The sequence below is a fragment of the Leifsonia sp. PS1209 genome (genome assembly GCF_012317045.1).
GTDB lineage: Bacteria > Actinomycetota > Actinomycetes > Actinomycetales > Microbacteriaceae > Leifsonia.
This window is the reverse complement of the sequence record NZ_CP051154.1, coordinates 2,985,607-3,004,658: the sequence shown is the minus strand read 5'-3', so window position 1 is coordinate 3,004,658 and position 19,052 is coordinate 2,985,607. Positions and strand designations below refer to the sequence as shown.

The window sequence follows — 19,052 nt, the reverse complement described above, 5'->3', positions numbered from 1 at the left end:
GATGGTGCGGGATGGACGGTCAGGGACCGGCGGCGGTTCAGCCGGTGACGATCAGGCGGGTCTCGATCTCGGGGTACGACGGGTCGAGCTCCCCGGCCAGCGGGGCGAGCACGGCGGCCGCCGACCAGGCTGTCGCCCTGCGCAGGATGCGCTCTGGATCGGTGACGCCCGCCGCCAGGCAGGCGGCGACCGCTGCGACTCCGGCGTCCCCTGCTCCGGTGGCGTTGCCGTGCAGCGGCTCGGCCAGCCGGGCGTGGACGGGGGAGGAGGACGGGCCGATCGCGAGCATCCCGTCGGCCCCGAGTGAGACGAGCAACAGACCGGCGCCGCGGTCGAGGAGGATGCGCGCACCAGCGACGGGGTCGCTCTCTCCCGTGCTCTCCGCCAGCTCTCTGCGGTTCGGCTTGAGGACGGAGGCGCCGGCTTCCGCGGCGCGCAGGAGGCCCGGACCCGTCGCATCCACGATGCTCGGGATGCCCCTGGCCGCCGCGAGCGCGACCAGCTCCGCGTAGAAGTCCTCCGGCGCTCCGGGCGGGAGACTGCCCGAGCCGACGATGCAGGTGGCCGGCACGGACAGCCGGGTGACCGCATCCCACAGCGCGGACCATTCCGCGGAGGAGAGCTGGTCGCCGGTCTCGTTGAAGATGGTGGTGAGCCCGCTGCCTCTGTCGACGATGGCGACGCTGCTGCGGGTCTGCGCGGCGACCGGGACGACCTCGTGCGGAACCCCGCTCGCGCCGAGGTCGTCGGCCAGGCGCAGCCCGGCGGCCCCACCGGCGGTGGTCAGCGCGAACGCGCTCCCGCCGGTCTGCGCGATCACGCGGGCCACGTTGATGCCCTTGCCTCCCGCGCGCGCCGCAGGGGCGGCGACGCGATGGCTCTCGCCGACGTCGAGCTCGTCGACCTGGTACGTGAGGTCCACGGCGGGGTTGGGGGTGACGGTCAGGATCATGCTGTCTGCTCCTCGGCCTGCTGCTCGGCGGGCCGCTGCTCGGCGGGCGTCGCGGCGTCGAGCAGGTCGCGGGCGCGCAGGGCGGCTCCGATCACGCCTGCGTTCTCGCCGATGCTCGCCGGGAGCAGCACGGGACGTCGCTGGAAGGTGAGGATCGCATCCAGCCGGGCGGCCAGCGGCTCGAACAGGGCGGGGCCCGCCTGGGCGAGACCCCCGCCGATGACGATGGCCTCCGGCGCGAGCAGCGCGACGGTGTGCGAGAGGTCGAGGGCGAGCGCATCCAGTGCAGAGTCCCAGACGGACTGCGCCACAGCGTCACCGGCCGCAGCGAACTCGAGCACCTCCTTGGCGCCGGGAACGGCGACGCCGGAGAGTGCGGTGTACCGGCGGGCGATGGCCGCCGCGGAGGCGATGGCCTCCAGGCAGCCGCGGCCGCCGCAGGCGCACTCCGGACCGTCAGCGACGCGGGAGTGGCCCATCTCGCCCGCCATGCCGCCGCCCGTGTGCAGGCGGCCGTCCACGAAGATCGCGCCGGCGATCCCGGTGCCGATGGCCATCACGACCACGTCGCGGTACGGCGCAGCAGCTCCGATCCTGTGCTCGGCCTCTCCCGCGCCTCGCACGTCGTGGCTGAACGTGACCGGCAGTCCGACGGTCTCCTCGACGCGGGCGCGGAACGGGAAGTCGTGCCAGCGCAGATTCTCCGAGAAGACGCCGATGCCGGCCTCGTCGTCCACGTGGCCGGGCACGAGCAGCCCGATGGCGAGCGGACGGACCTCCGGATGCTCGGCCCTGAACCGCGAGGACAGCTCGGCGACGGCGGAGACGACGGCCTCGGCCGTCTGGTCGCCGTCGTGCGGTGTCGCCCGGCGTTCGAGCGCGACGATCCTGCCGTCCGCGTCGATCAGCGCGGCCTTCATGTCCGTGCCCCCGACGTCGAAGGCGAGCACGGCGTGGCCGGCGCCGAGCGGAGCCGACCGGGACGGGGAAGTGGCGTGCTCTGTCACGGCGCGAGGATGACGGAGCGGGTCAGGTTGCGGGGGTGGTCGGGATCGAGCTCGAAGCGGCGGGCTCGGGCGAGCGCGACCCGCTGGGCGCGGATCAGGTCGGCCATGCCGTCGAGGTCGCTGTTCTCGAAGTGCGCGCCCGTCACCGCGACATCGGCGGCGAGCCCAGACGGCGCGGAGCCGAACATCCAGGTGACGCGGCCGGGAGCAGCGATGGCGATCGGTCCGTGGCGGTACTCCTTGGCCGGGTACGACTCCGTCCAGGACTGCGAGGCCTCGCGCATCTTCAGCGCGGCCTCGTGGGCGAGGCCCACGGTCCAGTTGGCGCCGAGGAAGGAGTACTGGTCGGCGGAGACCAAGGTGTCGTCGAGCTCCTCGTCGACCGCGGTCTGCGCATCCCGGATCGCGGTGTCGATGTTCTCTCCGAGCGACGCACGGATCAGCGCGAGGGAGGTGGTGGCGAAGCGCGTCTGCACCACGGACTTCTCGTCGGCGAACGGCAGAGCGACGACGTCGTCGACCAGGTCGACGAGCGGCGTGTTCGGGTCGCCGACGACGCCGACGGTCCTGGCGGTGCTCCCGGATGCGCGGAGCTGTTCGAGCAGTTCGAGCACCTCGGTCGTCGTCCCCGACCTCGTGAGCGCGACGACCGCGTCGTACTCACGGTCGACGAACGCCTCGGAGGCGGCGAACGCGTCGGTGAGCCCCAGCCCGGCGGTCTCCCGGAGAGCGGCGTACGACTGCGCCATGAACCAGGAGGTGCCGCAGCCGACGACGGCGATGCGCTGTCCGGTCGACGGCAGGAGCGACTGCTCCGCACGCAGATCGGCCGCGCGCGCCCAGGTCTCCGGCTGCGAACGGAGTTCGGCCTCCATGTCGGCACCGAGCGTGGATGCTTGCGTCACTACTACGTCTCCTGTCTGTCGCCAACCACTTCCAGGACAATGATCGCTTATGAGCGATAAGTCTGTCTAGTGATCATCTTCAATCGCTCATCGGCGCCTTTTGCCGGATCTGTTGCGACGGAATTAACGCCGTGTAACGATCTGGGCGGAATTCCTTGACGAGCGCCCCAGTAGGCGCAATGATTCGAGCATCCAGTGAATACATGTGATTGTTTCGTGCAGGAACAAATCACAAAGGATCAATACTGACGCACCGTCGCGCAGCACTTCGTACCTTGCACCTGACGGTTCGTTCCCTTCGAGAGTGAGGAAGTCCATGAAGAAATCCCTGCGGTGGGGCGCAGCCGTCGCGATGGCGACAGCGGCGACCATGACACTCGCGTCCTGTGGATTCGGCGGCGGCTCCGGCGGCGGATCGTCCAGCGGTGCGCAAAGCCTGGACCTCATGGTCGCGAGCTATTCGGACAACACCAAGGCCGAGTGGCAGCAGATCATCAAAGACTTCGAGGCGAAGAACAGCGGCATCACCGTCAACCTCGACGTCGAGTCGTGGACGGACATCAACAACGTCATCAAGACGCGCATCCAGGCCGGGAAGCAGCCGGACATCCTGAACATCGACGCCTTCGCCGGTTTCGCGGCGGACGACCTGCTCTACCCGGCCAAGGACATCGTCTCGTCGAAGACGCTCGACGACTTCCAGTCGGCGTTCGCCAAGAACGCGTCGATCGACGGCACCCAGTACGGCCTGCCGTTCATCGCCTCCGCCCGCGCGCTGTTCTACAACAAGGACCTGTTCGCTAAGGCGGGCATCACCGACCCGCCCAAGACGTGGGCGGAGTTCGAGACGGACGCCGGCAAGCTCAAGGCGGCGGGTGTCACCGGATACGGGATGCCCCTCGGCAGCGAGGAAGCCCAGGCCGAGACCGCCATCTGGTTCTACGGAGCAGGCGGAGGGTACGGCGACGCGAAGAAGCTGACCATCGACAGCTCGGAGAACGTCGACGGCGCAACCGAGATGCAGAAGATCATCAACTCCGGCGTGACGGAGGCGAACCCCGGTTCGACCAACCGCACCCCGCTGATGAATGTCTTCATCCAGGGCCAGATCGGGATGCAGATCGGCCTCCCGCCGATCGTCGGCCAGATCAAGGACAAGAACCCGAGCCTCAAGTACGGCATCGCGCCCATCCCCACCAAGGACGGCTCAGCGTTCACGCTCGGCGTCGCTGACCACCTGATGGCCTTCAAGGGCAAGACGGACAAGACGGCCTCGATCAAGAAGTTCCTCGACTACTTCTACTCGGCGGACGTCTACACCAAGTGGGTCGGCGCGGAGGGCTTCCTGCCCACCACCAAGTCCGGCGCGGACGCGATGGCCTCCGACGAGACCATCAAGCCGTTCCTCGACCTGCTGCCGAACGCCAAGTTCTACCCGTCCACCAACCCCAACTGGGCAGCAGCGCAGGGGGCGATCCAGAGCCAGATCGGTCAGCTCGGTCAGGGTGCCAACCCGGCAGACCTGCTGAAGTCGATCCAGGCGAAGGCCGACGGGCAGTAGTCAGCGCGGCATGAGTCACACCATCGAAACGACCGAGACGGGGGCGGCCACCGGCCGTCCCCGTCGCGGGGCGTCGCAGAAACCGCAGGGCACGGGTGCCCGTGACCTGGCGAACGCGGTCCCCTGGACGCTGCCCGCCCTCATCCTGATCTTCGGCGTGGTGCTGTTCCCCGCCGGCTACATGATCTTCAACTCCACCAGGAAGATCTCGGTCGCCGGAGTCGACCATGGCTCCGTCGGTTTCCAGAACTACCTCACGGTGCTCAACCGGCCCGAGCTGCCTGGCATCCTGTTCAACACGCTGCTCTGGGTCGCGTCCGTGGTGGTGCTGACCGTCGTGATCTCGCTCGCGCTCTCGCAGTTCCTGAACAAGAACTTCCCCGGCAGGCAGTGGGTGCGGATGGCCATCCTCATCCCGTGGGCGGCCAGCGTGGTGATGACCACGACCGTCTTCGTCTACGGCCTCGACCCGTTCTACGGCATCATCAACAAGTTCCTGGTGGATGTGCACCTGCTCGCCGAGCCGTTCGGCTTCACCAAGGAGCCGGTGCCGGCGTTCCTCTCTTCCATCGCGATCGCGGTGTTCGTCTCCCTGCCGTTCACCACGTACACGCTGCTCGCGGGTCTCGCGGGCATCCCGGGCGACATGCTCGAGGCGGCGAAGATGGACGGCGCCGGCGCTGCTCGCACGTACTTCGGCGTCACGCTCCCGAACCTCCGCAACGCCATCGCCCTCGCCAGCCTCATCAACATCATCAACGTCTTCAACAACCTGCCCATCCTGAAACTGATGACAGGGGCGATCCCCGGCTACAAGGCGGACACGACGACGACATACATGTTCAAACTGCTGCAGAACGAGCAGAGGATCGACCTGTCGAGCGCGCTCAGCGTGATCAACTTCCTGATCGTGCTCGTGGTCGTGGCGCTCTACCTGTGGATCGTCAAACCCATGAAGGAGGTCTCGTGAGCGTCCAGGCCCCCAGCATCGCCGCCCCGGTGACGCCGCCGCCGCGCCGTCGCCGTCCCGCTGAGAACCGGTTCACCGGCAGGGTCGCAGGCCGGATGGTCGCCGGTCTCGTGATCGCTCTGGTCTTCATCGCGCCCTACCTGATCATGCTGGTGGGCTCGTTCAAGAGCCGGAACAACATCCTGACGGTGCCTCCGACCTACCTGCCGACTACCTGGCATCCGGAGAACTACCTCACGATGTGGTCGACGCCGGAGACGCCGCTGCCCGAGAACCTCATCTCGACCATCGTGATCTCGGTGTTCGCGACGGCGCTCGTGCTGCTGGTCTGCGTGCCGGCGGCCTATTACACGGCGCGGTTCCGGTTCCCGGGGCGCGGGGTGTTCCTCTTCCTGGTGATCGTCACGCAGATGCTGCAGCCGACGGTGCTCGCCACCGGTCTCTTCAAAGAGATGGTCGCCCTCGGCATCAACGACACCTGGCTGGCGATGATCCTCGTCAACGCGGCCTTCAACCTGGCGTTCGCGATCTGGATCATGCACAACTTCTTCGCGGGAGTGCCCAAAGAAGTGGACGAGGCCGCCCAGCTCGACGGCGCAGGCAAATGGACCGTGCTCTTCCGGGTGCAGCTGCCCCTGGTCTGGCCGGGAATCGTGACGGCGATCATCTACACGTTCGTCGCATCCTGGAACGAGTTCGCGGCGAGCCTGGTCATCCTGTCGACGGACGCCAACCAGCCGCTCTCTGTGGCCCTCACCAAATTCGTCGGCCAGTACGACGCCGCCTGGCAGTACGTCTTCGCGGTGTCGATCGTGGCGGTCATCCCGGTGGTGGTGCTGTTCATGCTCATCGAGAAACGACTCGTGGGCGGACTCACGCAGGGCAGCGTGAAGTAGACCGGTGGGGGTGCCCGCGCGTGTGGCGCGATGCGGGCGCCTCCCACCTGGGGTGTGAGGGTGGTTCGGAGCCAGCCATGCTATTTCTGGGTGCTATGGCAGCTGTGGATGATGGGCTCCGTCGCATCCGGATGTGGAACGAGTGGGGACACCCGTGGCCGCTCTGGGAGGACGGACCGGTCTCGCCGGACGACCTCGGTATTGGCAAACCGCTTGCCGCGCGACTTCATGCGTGGCGCGCTCGATGGGAACACCTGCAGGATCCCGCCATCGGATGGACTGAGCCCACCGCGCAGGACGAGTGGGAGGCGCAGGGGGACGCATTGTTCGACGAACTCCAGCGCGAGACGCGGGGCGTGGCCGTGATCGTGCCCTGCTACCTGGCAGCGGAGGGGTGGTAAGCCAGCACGAGCTCGCCACCCCTCCTCCGGAGCGGCTTGCTGGTTAGCAGCTGGCCTTCGGGGTGGGGTAAGCGGTGATGAGCCGGTCGCTGTTGGTGGCCCAGACCGCGGCAACCCGAATGATCATCAGAACCACCTGTGGTCGGTCCCGATCCACGAGATAGAGGTCGGTGACCCCGCACTTGGTCTGCGAAGTCGGATTACCGCCGACGTACTCCGGCCAGCTGACCACCGAACCTACAGCCCCGGCCATGAGGTCATCCCAGGAATCGACGCCCTGCCACGCCGGATTCCATCCCTTGGCACGAGCTTGATCCAGCTTGGACTGCCAATCTTCCTTGTGTCGGTCTTCGATATGGCGATACCCCCAACCGCTTGTACCCCCGTCACCGCACTTCAATCGCACATCGTGACCGAAGCCGTCCCAGAAATGGGTGTATTCGGCGAAGACCTCATCTTTGATGCTGAACGTATAGCAGCTCACCCATTGGCTCAGATTGATGAGCCGAGCCTTCCGGTCGCCCTCGGAGGCCGGGGTGCTGTGAAGGTCGATCTCGTGCGTGCGGATGGTGTCTTCGAGGTCGACGAGATTGTCACCGACTTTGACGTACATACGCGCGCCGTCCGCCGACGGAGCATCGGAAGCGCGGGCAGGCGCCCCGGAGATCGCAGTCATCGCGAGAGCGACGACGGCTACGCCTGCACCGAATCGTGCGCGCCTGGCCGGGGTTTTCATCTGGACGATCGATTTCCACTGCATTGAAGCCTCCATTGTCTTTCGTTACAGTCTGAACATGTTCACATAAAAATCCAGTCGACATAAACCCACAACGTTAAATATCTATTGAAGACCAACCTGACCCCACGTGCGCACTCGCCCCGCGGAGAGTACGATCGCGGCGAACACACAGACCGGGGTCGGCAGACTGGGACTATGAGCGTGAGAGAGCGGCTCGGCGTGCTCGCCGAGAGGGGTACCGCATCGCCGTCGCGGATTCGCGTGGCCGGGCGCGAGTATCGCTGGTGGGTGGTCGTCCTGGCCGTGTTCGTCGCATCCCGGGTGTTCACCACGACGCTGATGGTGACCCTGTACGTCGCGGCGACGGTCGGTGAGTGGCATTTCGCCAGCTCGCGCACCGAGCCCAGCTTCTGGACGTTCTCCGGGTCGTGGGATGCGTCCTACTACCGGAAGATCGCCGAGGGCGGGTACCCGACGACGCTTCCGACCGACGGCAGTGGGCACGTGCAGCAGAATTCGTGGGCGTTCCTGCCGCTGTTCCCTGCCATCGCGCGCGGGCTCATGTTCGTCACCGGGCTGGGGTTCTACCCGGCCGCCGTCATCGTCGCCACGGTGTTCGGTGCCGCGGCGACGCTTGTGCTCTACCGGCTGGTCGCATCCAGGGTCGGCGCGTCGAACGCGCTGTGGGCGGCCGTGCTGTTCTGTTTCGGACCGCTCTCGTTCGTGCTGCAGATCGCGTACGCGGAGAGCCTGTTCTTCTTCCTGATGTTCGCGGCGCTGTGGGCGATGATGGCGAGGCGGTACTGGCTGGTCATCCCGTTAGGGGTGGCGGCCGCGTTCACCAAACCGGGGGAGCTGGCGCTGCCGCTCGCGCTCGGGATCGTGTTCCTGGTGCGGCTGGTCGTCGCCCGGCGCGGACAGGATGCGTTCGGCTGGCGGGAGCGGATCGCGATGATCGTGGCGGGGGGAGTGACGGCGGTGGCCGGGCTCGCCTGGCCGCTGATCGCATCCGTCGTCACCGGATACGCGGACGCGTACGTCGAGACCGAGCTGTCGTGGTGGACCGGGTTCATCGGGCGGGTCGCCTTCGTGCCGCTGACGCCGTGGTTCCTGTTCACCTGGAAGTACGCGAACGTGATCGGGGCACTGCTGGTGGTGGCCGCGATCGGCGGGTTCGCCTGGCTGCTCAGCAGGCCGAGCGTCCGCGCGCTCGGCACGGAGGTGGTGGCGTTCGCGGCGAGCTACGGGCTCTACCTATTCGCGGTGTTCCTGCCGCAGCAGAGCCTGTTCCGGCTGCTGATGCCGCTGGCGCCGCTCGCGGGTGCGCCGGCGCTCGCCGCCAACAGGCGGGTCAGGATGATCGTGCTGATCTGCGGGATCGCCCTGCAGCCTGTCGCGCTGCTGCTGCTCTGGTTCCTCGGCTACCCCTGATCGAGGTCAGGAGCTGACGCGTTCCCGCCAGCGCACCTCCGGCACGCGGCGGAAGTTGGTCCCCGCCGCCTCCCAGTGCTCCGCGAGGTGGGCGACGCGCTCGGCGAAGTCGTCGAAGTCGCGGGCCGTCTCCACCGCATCCGTGTCGGACGGCGCAGGCGACCAGCCGATCTCCGCCACGGCGGCGAGGCGGGGGAACACCATCTCCTCGATGTCGGAAACGGTCTCCACCGTCTCCGTCCAGAGCGGAGCCTCCACGCCCAGGATGTGCGCCTCGGTGAGCCCGGGGACCACCCGCGCCGGGTCCCATTCGTACGACTGGCGCAGCGTGGTCGGGCCGTCCGCCCAGTCCTGGCCGAGGCGGTCGCCCTCCTCGTAGACGATGTCGAGGTATGCGACGTCGGCGGGGGACATGATGACGGAGCCGCCCTGGCGCACGAACGACAGGGTCTCGTCGGCGGCGCTGCCGCGCGGGGTGAGGAAGTCCCAGTACTGGCCGACCGTACCATCCGGCAGGTCGCCGCTCTTCCCCATCTCGTGCCAGCCGGCCGGGATCTTGCCGTGGCGGGCGACCGTCGCGGCTGCGTCGGCGATGAAGCGGAGGAAATCGGCGGGGTCGGTGCTCTGGCACTCGTCTCCGCCGATGTGCAGGTACGGCCCCGGCGTCAACGCAGCGACCTCGCGCACGACGTCGTCGACGAAGCGCGCCGTCGTCGCGTCGCCGGAGAGGAGCGTGCTGAATCCGACCTTCGACCCGGTGTAGAGGGCGGGGGAGACGCCGTCGGCGTTCAGCTCCGGATACGAGGCGAGCGCCGCGTTGGTGTGGCCGGGCATGTCCAGCTCGGGGACCACCGTGACGTGCCGCTCCGCCGCGTACGCCACCAGGTCGCGGAACTCGTCCTGCGTGTAGAAGCCGCCGTCGCTGCCGTCGCTCCCGGTCGACCCGCCGTGCGCCGTGAGGTTCGGCCAGCTGTCGATGTGGATGCGCCAGCCCTGGTCGTCGGTCAAGTGCAGGTGCAGGTGGTTGACCTTGAGGAGCACGATCGCGTCGATGAAGCGCTTGACCGCATCCGGGGAGAAGAAGTGCCTCGCGACGTCGAGCATCGCACCGCGGTACGCATACCGGGGGTGGTCGACGATGCGGACGGCGCCGATGGTGAGCGGGTCGGACCCGCATTCGGCGGGGACCAGCTGCCGCAGGGTCTGGACGCCCCAGAACGCGCCGGCGGTGGTCGCCGCTCCGATGCGGACGCCCTCCGCGGCGACCTCGAGCGTGTAGCCCTCCGCGTCGTGGCCGTCCGGAGCCTCGTCGTCCGCGATGACGATGGCGATGTCGCCGAACGCCGGAGGCTCGTGCACGACGGTGAGGCTGCGGCTGCAGTCGGAGGCGAGCTCAGCGCGGAGCAACTCGGCGACGGAGGAGGCTCCAGCGCCTGCGACGCTGATCCGCGCATCCGGTGCGAGGGTGAACGGCGCGGAATCGACGGACTCGAGCATCGCCGGGCGGGGGATGACCACGCGTTCTCCTTCAACTGAGCATGCGTTGGGTGCTTGGTGTGCTGACGGCCGTCGTTGCCCGCCCCTCCGGTCGGCCACCTGCGAGTATTGCAGCCCTCCTAACAAACGGCAAGGGTTCGCCTCCCAGCCGCCCTTTGCTATGCTTGCTCGCGTCGCGACTGGCGCTCAAATGGTCACCATTGGGGAGCGACGAATGCCCAGCGAAACGGGCGGATCGGCCGCGCGCCTGGGTCGATACGGGAACATCCCACCCGTCTGCGTTCACTGCTGAGTTGCATTTATAAGGAGCCGGTTTTGACTGACACACTCCCATCCACGTTCACGGCCCCGCTCGCGGAGGTCGACCCGGAGATCGCAGAGGTCCTGGCGCTCGAGCTCGGCCGCCAGCGCGACTACCTCGAGATGATCGCGTCCGAGAACTTCGTGCCGCGCGCGGTGCTCGAATCCGTCGGCTCCGTGCTCACCAACAAGTACGCCGAGGGCTACCCCGGCCGCCGGTACTACGGCGGCTGCGAGTACGTCGACATCGCCGAGCAGCTCGCGATCGACCGCGCGAAGAGCCTGTTCAAGGCCGAGTACGCCAACGTCCAGCCGCACTCCGGCGCGAGCGCCAACGCGGCCGTGCTGTCCGCCATCGCGACGCCGGGTGACACCATCCTCGGTCTGGAGCTCGCCCACGGCGGTCACCTGACCCACGGCATGAAGCTCAACTTCTCCGGCAAGCTCTACAACGCCGTCTCCTACGGCGTCGACCCGGAGACCTTCCTCGTCGACATGAACGTCGTGCGCGACAAGGCGCTCGAGCACAAGCCGCAGGTCATCATCGCCGGCTGGTCCGCATACCCGCGTCACCTCGACTTCGCCGCGTTCCGCGCGATCGCCGACGAGGTCGGCGCGAAGCTCTGGGTGGACATGGCGCACTTCGCCGGTCTCGTCGCCGCGGGCATCCACCCGTCGCCCGTCCCGTTCGCCGACGTCGTGTCGTCGACAGTGCACAAGACCATCGGCGGCCCGCGCTCGGGCTTCATCGTCTCCCGCGACATGGAGCTCGCCAAGAAGCTCAACTCCAACGTCTTCCCCGGCCAGCAGGGCGGCCCGCTGATGCACGTGATCGCCGCCAAGGCGACCGCGTTCAAGCTTGCGGCGACCGACGAGTTCCGCGACCGCCAGGAGCGCACCGTCCGCGGCGCGCAGATCCTGGCCGACCGCCTGACGGCGGAGGACTCCCGCGCCGGTGGCGTGGATGTGCTCACCGGCGGCACCGACGTGCACCTGGTGCTCGCCGACCTGCGCAACTCGCAGCTCGACGGCCAGCAGGCGGAGGACGTGCTGCACGAGGTCGGCATCACGGTCAACCGCAACGCCGTCCCGTTCGACCCGCGCCCGCCGATGGTGACCTCCGGTCTCCGCATCGGCACCCCGGCGCTCGCGACCCGCGGCTTCGGCGACGTGCAGTTCACCGAGGTGGCCGAGATCATCGCAGCAGCGCTCCAGCCCGGCGCGGACACCGCATCCCTCCGCAGCCGTGTCGACGCGCTCACCGCCGCGTTCCCGCTCTATCCCGGCCTGACCCCGTCCGGCCAGGACGCGTTCCCGGTCGAGCTCCCCTCCTCCATCTAGCCCGGACCCCTCACCTCCCGCAGCAATCGAGTCGGGACTTCTGCACGCGACACGCCGTCGGCGGGCGTGCACAGGTCCCGGCTCGACGGCGTCACAACGTTAGGAGCGCGGATGAGCGCACAGATTCTGGACGGCAAGAAGACAGCGGCCGCGATCAAGGCGGAGCTGAAGGAGCGCGTCAGCGTGCTGCGCGAGCAGGGCGTCGTGCCCGGGCTCGGCACGATCCTGGTCGGCGACGACCCCGGATCGCAGTGGTACGTCGCCGGCAAGCACCGCGACTGCGCAGAGGTGGGCATCTCGTCCATCCGCCGCGACCTGCCCGCCGACATCTCGCAGGCCGAGCTCGAGGCCGTGATCGAGGACCTCAATAGCGACCCGGACTGCACCGGCTTCATCGTGCAGCTCCCTCTGCCGCCGCACATCGACACCGACGCGATCCTCGAACTGGTCGACCCGGCCAAGGACGCCGACGGCCTGCACCCGACCAACCTCGGCAGGCTCGTCCTCAACGTCAACCGCCCGATCACCACGCCTCTGCCGTGCACGCCCCGCGGCGTCATCGAGCTGATGCTGCGTCACGGCATCGAGCTGGCGGGCAAGGATGTGGTCGTCGTCGGTCGCGGCGTGACCGTCGGCCGCGCGATCGGCTCGCTGCTGACCCGCCGCGAGATCAACGCCACCGTCACGCTCACCCACACCGGAACGGTCGACCTGGACGCGCACCTCAAGCGCGCAGACGTGATCGTCGCCGCCGCCGGTGTGGCCGGGCTGGTCACCGCGGACAACGTGAAGCCGGGAGCGATCGTCCTGGACGTCGGCGTGAGCCGCATCGACGACCCGGAGACCGGCAAGAGCCGCGTGGCCGGGGATGTGGCGCCCGAGGTGGCGGAGGTCGCCGCCTGGGTGTCCCCGAACCCCGGAGGCGTCGGCCCGATGACGCGCGCTCTGCTGCTGCAGAACGTGGTGGAGTCGGCGGAGCGCTCCCTGCGATGAGCGACAGGACGCATCCGGCTGTCGAAGCGGTCGAGGCTGCCCTGCTCGCGGCGGGTGTCGAGCCGCGCGTGCGCTGGTTCGAGTCCGCGACGCCGACCGCGGTCTCCGCCGCGGCCGAGCTGGGCGTCGAGGTCGGCGCCATCGCCAACTCGCTGGTCTTCACCATCGACGACGAGCCGCTGCTCGTGATGACCTCGGGCGCCCACCGGGTCGACACCGCGTTCCTGGGGGAGCGGCTCGGCGGGCGCATCCGGCGTGCCGACGCCGACACGGTGAAGGCCGCGACCGGCCAGACCATCGGCGGTGTCGCGCCGGTCGGGCACCCGGCTCCGCTGCGCACGGTGGTGGATGTGGCGCTCGCCGGATACCCGGAGGTGTGGGCCGCCGCCGGTCACGCGCACACGGTGTTCTCGACCACGTTCGAGGAACTGGTGCGTATCACCGGCGGAACTCCCGGCCCGGTCGCGGAGTAGCCGAACTGCTGGTCCCGCTGAGCCCCATCGAGCCGGGACTTCTGTACGGCCGCCGCGGCGTGTCGCGTACAGAAGTCCCGGCTCGATTATTTGTGAGCGGCGACGTGCGCGAGGTAGCCCTCGGCGTTGCGGAGGAGGTGGGCGCGCTCGTCGTCGGTGAGGGGGCGGCGGACCTTCCCGGGAAGGCCGGCGACGAGGGAGCCGGGCGGGATGACGGCTCCCTCCAGGACCAGCGTGCCGGCGGCCAGGAGCGAGCCGGCGCCGACGACGGCTCCGTTGAGCACGGTGGCGTGCATCCCGACCAGCACGCCGTCCTCGATGGTGCAGCCGTGCAGCACGGCGTTGTGGCCGACGGACACGTCGGTGCCGACGGTGAGCGGGAACCCGGCGTCGACGTGGCAGGAGACGTTGTCCTGCAGGTTGCTGCGCTCGCCGATCCGGATGTCCTCCGCCTCGGCCCGCAGCACGGCGTTGTACCAGACGCTGGAGTCCGCGGCGAGGTGCACCCGCCCGGCGAGCACGGCGCCGTGGGCGACGAAAGCGGTGTCGTGGACCTCGGGGGCCGAGCCGTCGGCGAGGGTGATTCGAGTCATGCCGTCAGCATAACCAGCGGAGCCAGCCGGGTCGGCGGGGTCAGCGCTGGTCGTCGACCAGGATGAAGCGGTCGCGCACCACGCGTTTCTTCGGCGCGCCGTGCTTCCCGGTCACGTCGAGGGCTGCCCGCACCTCGTCCAGGATGCTCGGCGGAAGCGCGAGCGGCGCCTCGTCCGGCTGGTCGACGGTGCCGGGCGGGTAGTCGACGCCCGGGGTGGTGGACATCTCCACGTGGGCGCCGAGCACCGTCTTGATGCGCGGCTTCGTCGCATCCCGGAACCGGATGAGCCTGTCGATGGTCTGCACGAACTGCGCGCGGTCGCGCACGTAGAGATTGCCCGGGCAGACCGTGTCCCCCGTGAACAGGATGCGCGTCGCCCTGTCGTAATAGACCACCGCGGACGGCTCGTGGCCGGGTGCGCCGATCACGTCGATGACGCGGCCGCCGAGGTCGAACGGGACGACGGCATCCGGCCAGGACGGGAAGCCGAAGAAGGCGATCACCTCGGCGGGGGTGGTGCCGACCACCGTCGTCCCCGGCCGTGCGGCGAGCAGGGCGTCGCCCGCGATGTGGTCGCCGTGCGCGTGGGTGTGCGCCACCACCAGTTCGTACGGCCGGGCGAACCGGGCGGGATGCTTGCGCAGCCAGGTCTCGATCGCGCCGTCGACGGCTCCGCGCAGCGCGAAGACGCGCTCGTCGCTCGTCGCTCCGGTGTCGAAGAGGATCGCCCGGTCGCGGCCGAAGAGGAGGAATAGGAACGGCGCCTCCCAGTGGGAGGCCTTCGGCTGGCGGAGCTGGACGGTGTCGGGGTCGAGCCAGGTGACGTCGGCAGCGGTCATACCGTCAATTCTCGCGCTTCGCGCCCTCCGATGCGCTGACGGTGAACAGATCGGGCTGCCCGAATCCGTGCTCGGCGAATGCACCGTCGAGGGCGACGAGCACGCGGCTCATCGCGTCGGACGGGACGAGCGCGATGGCGGAGCCGCCGAAGCCGCCGCCGGTCATGCGCGCGCCGATGGCGCCGTTGGCCTGCGCGGTCTCTACGGCGAGGTCGAGCTCTGGCACCGAGATCTCGAAGTCGTCGCGCATGGACCGGTGCGAGGCGTCGAGGAGTTCGCCGATGGCGGCAGGGCCGTGCTCGCGCAGCGTGCGCACGGTGTCGAGGACGCGCTGGTCCTCCGTCACGACGTGGCGGACGCGGCGGAAGGTCACGTCGTCGAGGAGTTCGCGGGCGCGGTCGAGGTCGGCCACGCTCACGTCGCGCAGCGATTCGACGCCGAGCGCTGCGGCCCCGGCCTCACAGGATGCGCGGCGGTCGGCATACCCGCCGGTGGCGTGGGAGTGCTCGACGCCCGTGTCGATGATCAGCATCTCCAGCCCGGCGGCCTCGAGACCGAGCGGCACGACCTGCGCGTCCAGCGTGCGGCAGTCGAGGAAGACGACGGAGTCGCGTTCGCCGAGCAGGGAGGCGGACTGGTCCATGATCCCGGTCGGCGCACCGACGGCGACGTTCTCCGCCCGCTGGCCGACCTTCGCCAGCGTCTGCCTGTCCAGGCCGAGCTGCCAGACCTCGTTGAGGGCCACGGCGACCGCACTCTCGATGGCCGCGGACGACGAGAGTCCGGCGCCGACGGGAACGTTCGAGTCGATGAGCACGTCGAAGCCGGGGACGGCATCCAGGTCCGCGCCGAACTCGCCGAGAGCCCAGGCGACGCCGAGTGGGTACGCCGACCAGCCGGAGAGCACCTCCGGACCGAGGTCGGCGAGGTCGATCTCGACCAGTTCGTCGGCGAACGAGCTGCCCACCCGCACGGTGCGGTCGTCGCGGAGCCCAAGGGCGGCGACGGTGCGGCGGTTGATCGCCAGCGGAAGCACGAAGCCCTCGTTGTAGTCGGTGTGCTCGCCGATCAGGTTGACGCGGCCGGGGGCGGACCAGACGCCGTCGGCATCCCTGCCGAAGATCTCGGCGAAGCTGTCGCGGGTGTCCTGGCGGAGGTCGGTCATCGGTCGGCCTTTCTGGGGGTGAGTCCGGTGATTCCCGCGGGCAGCTCGCCGGCGGGATCGTCCCTGTCGGCGCGGGCGACGGCATCCCGGAGTCGTTCGGCTGCCTGCTCCGGCGGGATGTCGCCGATCCAGGCGCCCATCGCCGACTCGGATCCCGCGAGGAACTTCAGCTTATCCGCGGCTCTCCTCGGCGAGGTGATCTGCAGCATCAGCCGGATCTCGTCGCGCCGCACCCCGACCGGCGCCTGGTGCCACGCGGCGATGTACGGCGTCGGACTGTCGTAGAGCCCATCCACGCCCCGCAGCACGCGGAGGTAGAGGGTGGCGAGCTCGTCGCGCTCGTCCGCGGACGTCTCGGTGAAGTCGGCGACATGGCGGTGCGGCAGCACGTGGATCTCGATGGGCCAGCGGGCGGCGAACGGCACGAACGCCGTCCAGTACTTCCCGGACAGGATGACGCGCTCGGAGGCGCGCTCGCGTTCCAGTATGTCGGCGAACAGGGTGGGCCCGTATGCGTCCAGTGACCGGATGAGCGCCGTGGTGCGCGGCGTGATGTACGGGTACGAGTAGATCTGCCCGTGCGGGTGGTGCAGGGTGACGCCGATCGCCTCCCCGCGGTTCTCGAACGGGAACACCTGGCGCACGCCGGGCAGGGCGGACAGCGCCGCGGTGCGGTCGGCCCACGCCTCGATGACCGTGCGGGCGCGCGACGGGGTGAGGCTGCCGAAGGATCCGGTGGAGGACGGGCTGAAGCAGACGACCTCGCAGCGACCGACGGAGGTGCGGGTGCGGGCGAGGCCGATCGCGGAGAGGTCGTCGAGGCCCTCCGGCGCGTTCTCGTCGTCGAGCAGCGGGCCGAACGACGGCGACTTGTTCTCGAAGACGGCGACGTCGTAGTTGCTCGGCACCTCGGAGAGGTTGGTGGGGGTGGCGGGGGCGAGCGGGTCGAGCTCGGCCGGGGGGAGGAAGACGCGGTTCTGGCGCGCGGCCGCGATCGAGATCCACTCGCCGGTGAGCGGGTCCTGACGCATGGTCGCGGTGGCCGGCCTGGGGGTCGGCTCGCGCAGGTCGGGGCCGCGCTCGGGGGAGAGCGTCGTGTCCGCGTCGTCGTAGTAGATGAGTTCGCGGCCGTCGGCGAGACGGTGGACCTGTTTGGTGATTGCTGGCACGAAGCGTCCCTTTCGGTTTCGAAAGCAAATCTAGTCAGTTGCTTTCGTATTGACAAGTAAACGCAACCACCGGACGATAGCAGCATGGCCGAACCGCTGCCCGCCGCCCTCCGCCGCGAACGGATGCTCGAACTCATCGGGCGGACCGGCTTCGTCCGCGTCGGCGACCTGAGCGAAGCGTTCCAGGTCTCCGACGTCACCGTGCGCAGCGACCTCGATCAGCTCGACGAGCAGCAGAGCATCCGGCGCGTGCACGGGGGCGCCGTCCTCCGCACGCCGGGGATGCGCGAGGCCAGCTTCGAGGAGGCCCTCGAGACCTCGGCGGACGAGAAGCGCCGCATCGCCGCAGCAGCCGCGGCGATGGTGGTCTCCGGCAGCAGCGTCCTCCTCGACGTCGGGACGACCACGGCGGCCATCGCCGCAGCCCTCGCCGCGCGCGACGACCTCGACGACGTGACGGTCATCACCAACGGCCTCACCATCGCGCTCTCGCTGGAGAGCGCCATCCCGCGCTTCCAGGTGGTCGTCACCGGTGGGACGCTGCGGCCGTTGCAGCACTCCCTGGTCGAACCGCTCGCCTCCACCCTCCTCGACCGGATGCACGCCGACCTGGCCTTCATCGGCTGCACGGGCGTGCATCCCCAGGGCGGCATCACCAACGTGAACCTGCCGGAGGCGGACTTGAAACGCGTGATGGTCGGAGCGGCGGGCCGGGCGGTCGTCGTCGCGGACGGCTCGAAGCTCGGCCGCACCCACCTCGGCCGAATCGCCGACCTCGGCGAGGTGAGCGAGCTGATCACCGGCGAGAGCGCTCCGGAGGCGGAGGTTGCAGCCCTGCGGGCGGCGGGGCTCGCGGTGGTGGTGGCGTGACAATACGCTGACCGTATGCACCCGCCGACAGGAACCCAGTACGACATCGTCTCCGGCGACCTCACCGCCACCGTCACGCAGGTGGCGGCAGGGCTCCGGACGCTGCGACTCGGGGGCGTCGACCTGACCGAGCCGTTCCCGGTGGAGGCGACACCGCCGTCCGGATGCGGGATCGTGCTGGTGCCGTGGCCCAACCGGGTGAAGGATGCGGCCTGGGAGTTCGACGGCAAGACGCAGCGGCTCGCCGTGACGGAGCCGGCGCGCGGGAACGCCATCCACGGGCTGCTGCGCTACCGGCCGTACGACCTGGTCGAGCGCACGGCGTCGTCGGTGACCCAGTCGGCCGCGATCTTCCCCGAGCTGGGCTACCCGTTCCAGCTCGCCACGACCGTGCGGCACGAGGTCGGGCCGGGCGGCCTCACCGTCACGCACACCATCGAGAACCTCGGGAGCGGACGTGCCCCCGTGGCGATCGGCGCGCATCCGTATCTTCGGGTCGGCGACGTGCCGACCGCAGACCTCACGCTGACCGTCGGCGCGCGCACGCACCTCGACGTGGATGACCGGCTCAACCTGGTGGGGGAGTCGCCCGTGGCCGGCACGCCGTTCGACCTGAGCGATGGGCGTCTGGTCGGGGAGCTCGACCTCGACGACGGCTTCGCCGACCTGCCGGTGATCGACGGCGAGGTCGCCCACACGGTCTCCGCGCCGGACGGACGCAGGGTCGTGCTCTGGGCGGACCCGTCGTTCGGCTACCTGCAGCTCTACACGTCGCGCACGCTGGCGACCAAGCCGACGGGCGACGTCGCTCTCGCCGTCGAACCGATGACGGCCCCGGCGAACGCCCTGAACACCGGTCGCGGGCTGCGCTGGCTGGAACCGGGCGAGAGCTGGTCGGCCGTGTGGGGCATCCGACACGACGGCTTCTGACGGCGGCTGACGCTGATC

At 69.2% G+C, this 19,052-nt stretch carries 19 protein-coding genes and 1 riboswitch; of the genes, 10 read left to right on the top strand and 9 right to left on the bottom strand.

Going from position 1 to position 19,052, the window contains the following annotated elements:
- Positions 1–37 precede the first annotated feature (37 nt).
- The 3 genes from HF024_RS14295 to HF024_RS14285 are packed head-to-tail and all read right to left on the bottom strand — an operon-like array spanning position 38 to position 2,834.
- Positions 38–952 carry a 1-phosphofructokinase family hexose kinase gene (locus HF024_RS14295; RefSeq protein WP_168689984.1) on the bottom strand — a complete coding sequence of 305 codons (915 nt, stop codon included), beginning with the start codon at positions 950–952 and terminating at the stop codon, positions 38–40.
- Positions 949–1,959: an ROK family protein gene (locus HF024_RS14290; RefSeq protein WP_281727768.1), complete on the bottom strand. Its 1,011-nt coding sequence runs from the start codon at positions 1,957–1,959 to the stop codon at positions 949–951. The genes HF024_RS14295 and HF024_RS14290 overlap by 4 nt, the downstream gene beginning before the upstream one ends.
- Positions 1,956–2,834 carry an SIS domain-containing protein gene (locus HF024_RS14285; protein ID WP_168690918.1) on the bottom strand — a complete coding sequence of 293 codons (879 nt, stop codon included), beginning with the start codon at positions 2,832–2,834 and terminating at the stop codon, positions 1,956–1,958. Before HF024_RS14285 ends, HF024_RS14290 begins: the two co-directional genes overlap by 4 nt.
- A 346-nt stretch (positions 2,835–3,180) precedes the next feature.
- On the opposite strand from HF024_RS14285, the gene HF024_RS14280 reads away from it, so the two are divergent.
- The 4 genes from HF024_RS14280 to HF024_RS14265 all read left to right on the top strand — a co-directional run bounded on the left by HF024_RS14280 (position 3,181) and on the right by HF024_RS14265 (position 6,692).
- Positions 3,181–4,425 carry an extracellular solute-binding protein gene (locus HF024_RS14280; protein WP_168689983.1) on the top strand — a complete coding sequence of 415 codons (1,245 nt, stop codon included), beginning with the start codon at positions 3,181–3,183 and terminating at the stop codon, positions 4,423–4,425.
- 10 nt (positions 4,426–4,435) lie between these two features.
- Complete coding sequence (locus tag HF024_RS14275; RefSeq protein ID WP_168689982.1) at positions 4,436–5,395, top strand: sugar ABC transporter permease; 960 nt, start codon at positions 4,436–4,438, stop codon at positions 5,393–5,395.
- Entirely contained in the window at positions 5,392–6,291 is a 900-nt protein-coding gene (locus HF024_RS14270) for a carbohydrate ABC transporter permease (RefSeq protein WP_247597126.1), read from the top strand. The genes HF024_RS14275 and HF024_RS14270 overlap by 4 nt, the downstream gene beginning before the upstream one ends.
- 95 nt (positions 6,292–6,386) lie before the next feature.
- Positions 6,387–6,692 (top strand): hypothetical protein, encoded by a 306-nt coding sequence (locus tag HF024_RS14265; protein ID WP_168689981.1) that lies wholly within the window; start codon positions 6,387–6,389, stop codon positions 6,690–6,692.
- 43 nt (positions 6,693–6,735) lie between these two features.
- Here the strand turns inward: HF024_RS14265 and HF024_RS14260 are convergent, their stop codons facing one another.
- Complete coding sequence (locus HF024_RS14260; protein ID WP_143466041.1) at positions 6,736–7,452, bottom strand: hypothetical protein; 717 nt, start codon at positions 7,450–7,452, stop codon at positions 6,736–6,738.
- Positions 7,453–7,626: 174 nt separating this feature from the next.
- On the opposite strand from HF024_RS14260, the gene HF024_RS14255 reads away from it, so the two are divergent.
- Positions 7,627–8,862, top strand: coding sequence for a mannosyltransferase family protein (locus tag HF024_RS14255; protein ID WP_168689980.1), 1,236 nt, complete (start codon positions 7,627–7,629; stop codon positions 8,860–8,862).
- 6 nt (positions 8,863–8,868) lie between these two features.
- On the opposite strand, the gene HF024_RS14250 is transcribed toward HF024_RS14255, so the two are convergent.
- Entirely contained in the window at positions 8,869–10,380 is a 1,512-nt protein-coding gene (locus HF024_RS14250) for a beta-N-acetylhexosaminidase (protein WP_168689979.1), read from the bottom strand.
- Between the two features lie 144 nt (positions 10,381–10,524).
- A riboswitch (ZMP/ZTP riboswitch) is annotated at positions 10,525–10,619 on the top strand.
- A 55-nt stretch (positions 10,620–10,674) separates the two neighbouring features.
- On the opposite strand from HF024_RS14250, the gene glyA reads away from it, so the two are divergent.
- The 3 genes from glyA (at position 10,675) to HF024_RS14235 (ending at position 13,466) form a co-directional block, all read left to right on the top strand.
- Entirely contained in the window at positions 10,675–12,000 is a 1,326-nt protein-coding gene (glyA, locus tag HF024_RS14245) for a serine hydroxymethyltransferase (RefSeq protein ID WP_085371039.1), read from the top strand.
- A gap of 111 nt (positions 12,001–12,111) precedes the next feature.
- Entirely contained in the window at positions 12,112–12,993 is an 882-nt protein-coding gene (locus HF024_RS14240) for a bifunctional methylenetetrahydrofolate dehydrogenase/methenyltetrahydrofolate cyclohydrolase (RefSeq protein WP_085371038.1), read from the top strand.
- A complete protein-coding gene (locus tag HF024_RS14235) occupies positions 12,990–13,466 on the top strand; it encodes a YbaK/EbsC family protein (RefSeq protein ID WP_168689978.1) in 477 nt (158 codons plus the stop codon). The genes HF024_RS14240 and HF024_RS14235 overlap by 4 nt, the downstream gene beginning before the upstream one ends.
- Positions 13,467–13,552: 86 nt before the next feature.
- Here the strand turns inward: HF024_RS14235 and HF024_RS14230 are convergent, their stop codons facing one another.
- Genes HF024_RS14230 through galT form a run of 4 tightly spaced genes read right to left on the bottom strand, consistent with a single transcriptional unit; the run spans position 13,553 to position 17,234 of the window.
- The gene (locus HF024_RS14230) at positions 13,553–14,059 is read right to left on the bottom strand and encodes a gamma carbonic anhydrase family protein (RefSeq protein WP_168689977.1); all 507 of its coding nucleotides are present in this window, start codon (positions 14,057–14,059) and stop codon (positions 13,553–13,555) included.
- A 40-nt stretch (positions 14,060–14,099) separates the two neighbouring features.
- The gene (locus HF024_RS14225) at positions 14,100–14,900 is read right to left on the bottom strand and encodes an MBL fold metallo-hydrolase (protein WP_168689976.1); all 801 of its coding nucleotides are present in this window, start codon (positions 14,898–14,900) and stop codon (positions 14,100–14,102) included.
- A 4-nt stretch (positions 14,901–14,904) separates the two neighbouring features.
- A complete protein-coding gene (gene galK / locus HF024_RS14220) occupies positions 14,905–16,065 on the bottom strand; it encodes a galactokinase (RefSeq protein ID WP_085371033.1) in 1,161 nt (386 codons plus the stop codon).
- A complete protein-coding gene (galT, locus tag HF024_RS14215) occupies positions 16,062–17,234 on the bottom strand; it encodes a galactose-1-phosphate uridylyltransferase (protein WP_168689975.1) in 1,173 nt (390 codons plus the stop codon). Before galT ends, galK begins: the two co-directional genes overlap by 4 nt.
- An 84-nt stretch (positions 17,235–17,318) precedes the next feature.
- On the opposite strand from galT, the gene HF024_RS14210 reads away from it, so the two are divergent.
- Both HF024_RS14210 and HF024_RS14205 read left to right on the top strand, forming a co-directional pair.
- Positions 17,319–18,104: a DeoR/GlpR family DNA-binding transcription regulator gene (locus tag HF024_RS14210; RefSeq protein ID WP_168689974.1), complete on the top strand. Its 786-nt coding sequence runs from the start codon at positions 17,319–17,321 to the stop codon at positions 18,102–18,104.
- 15 nt (positions 18,105–18,119) lie between these two features.
- A complete protein-coding gene (locus HF024_RS14205) occupies positions 18,120–19,034 on the top strand; it encodes an aldose 1-epimerase family protein (RefSeq protein WP_168689973.1) in 915 nt (304 codons plus the stop codon).
- Positions 19,035–19,052 lie beyond the last annotated feature (18 nt).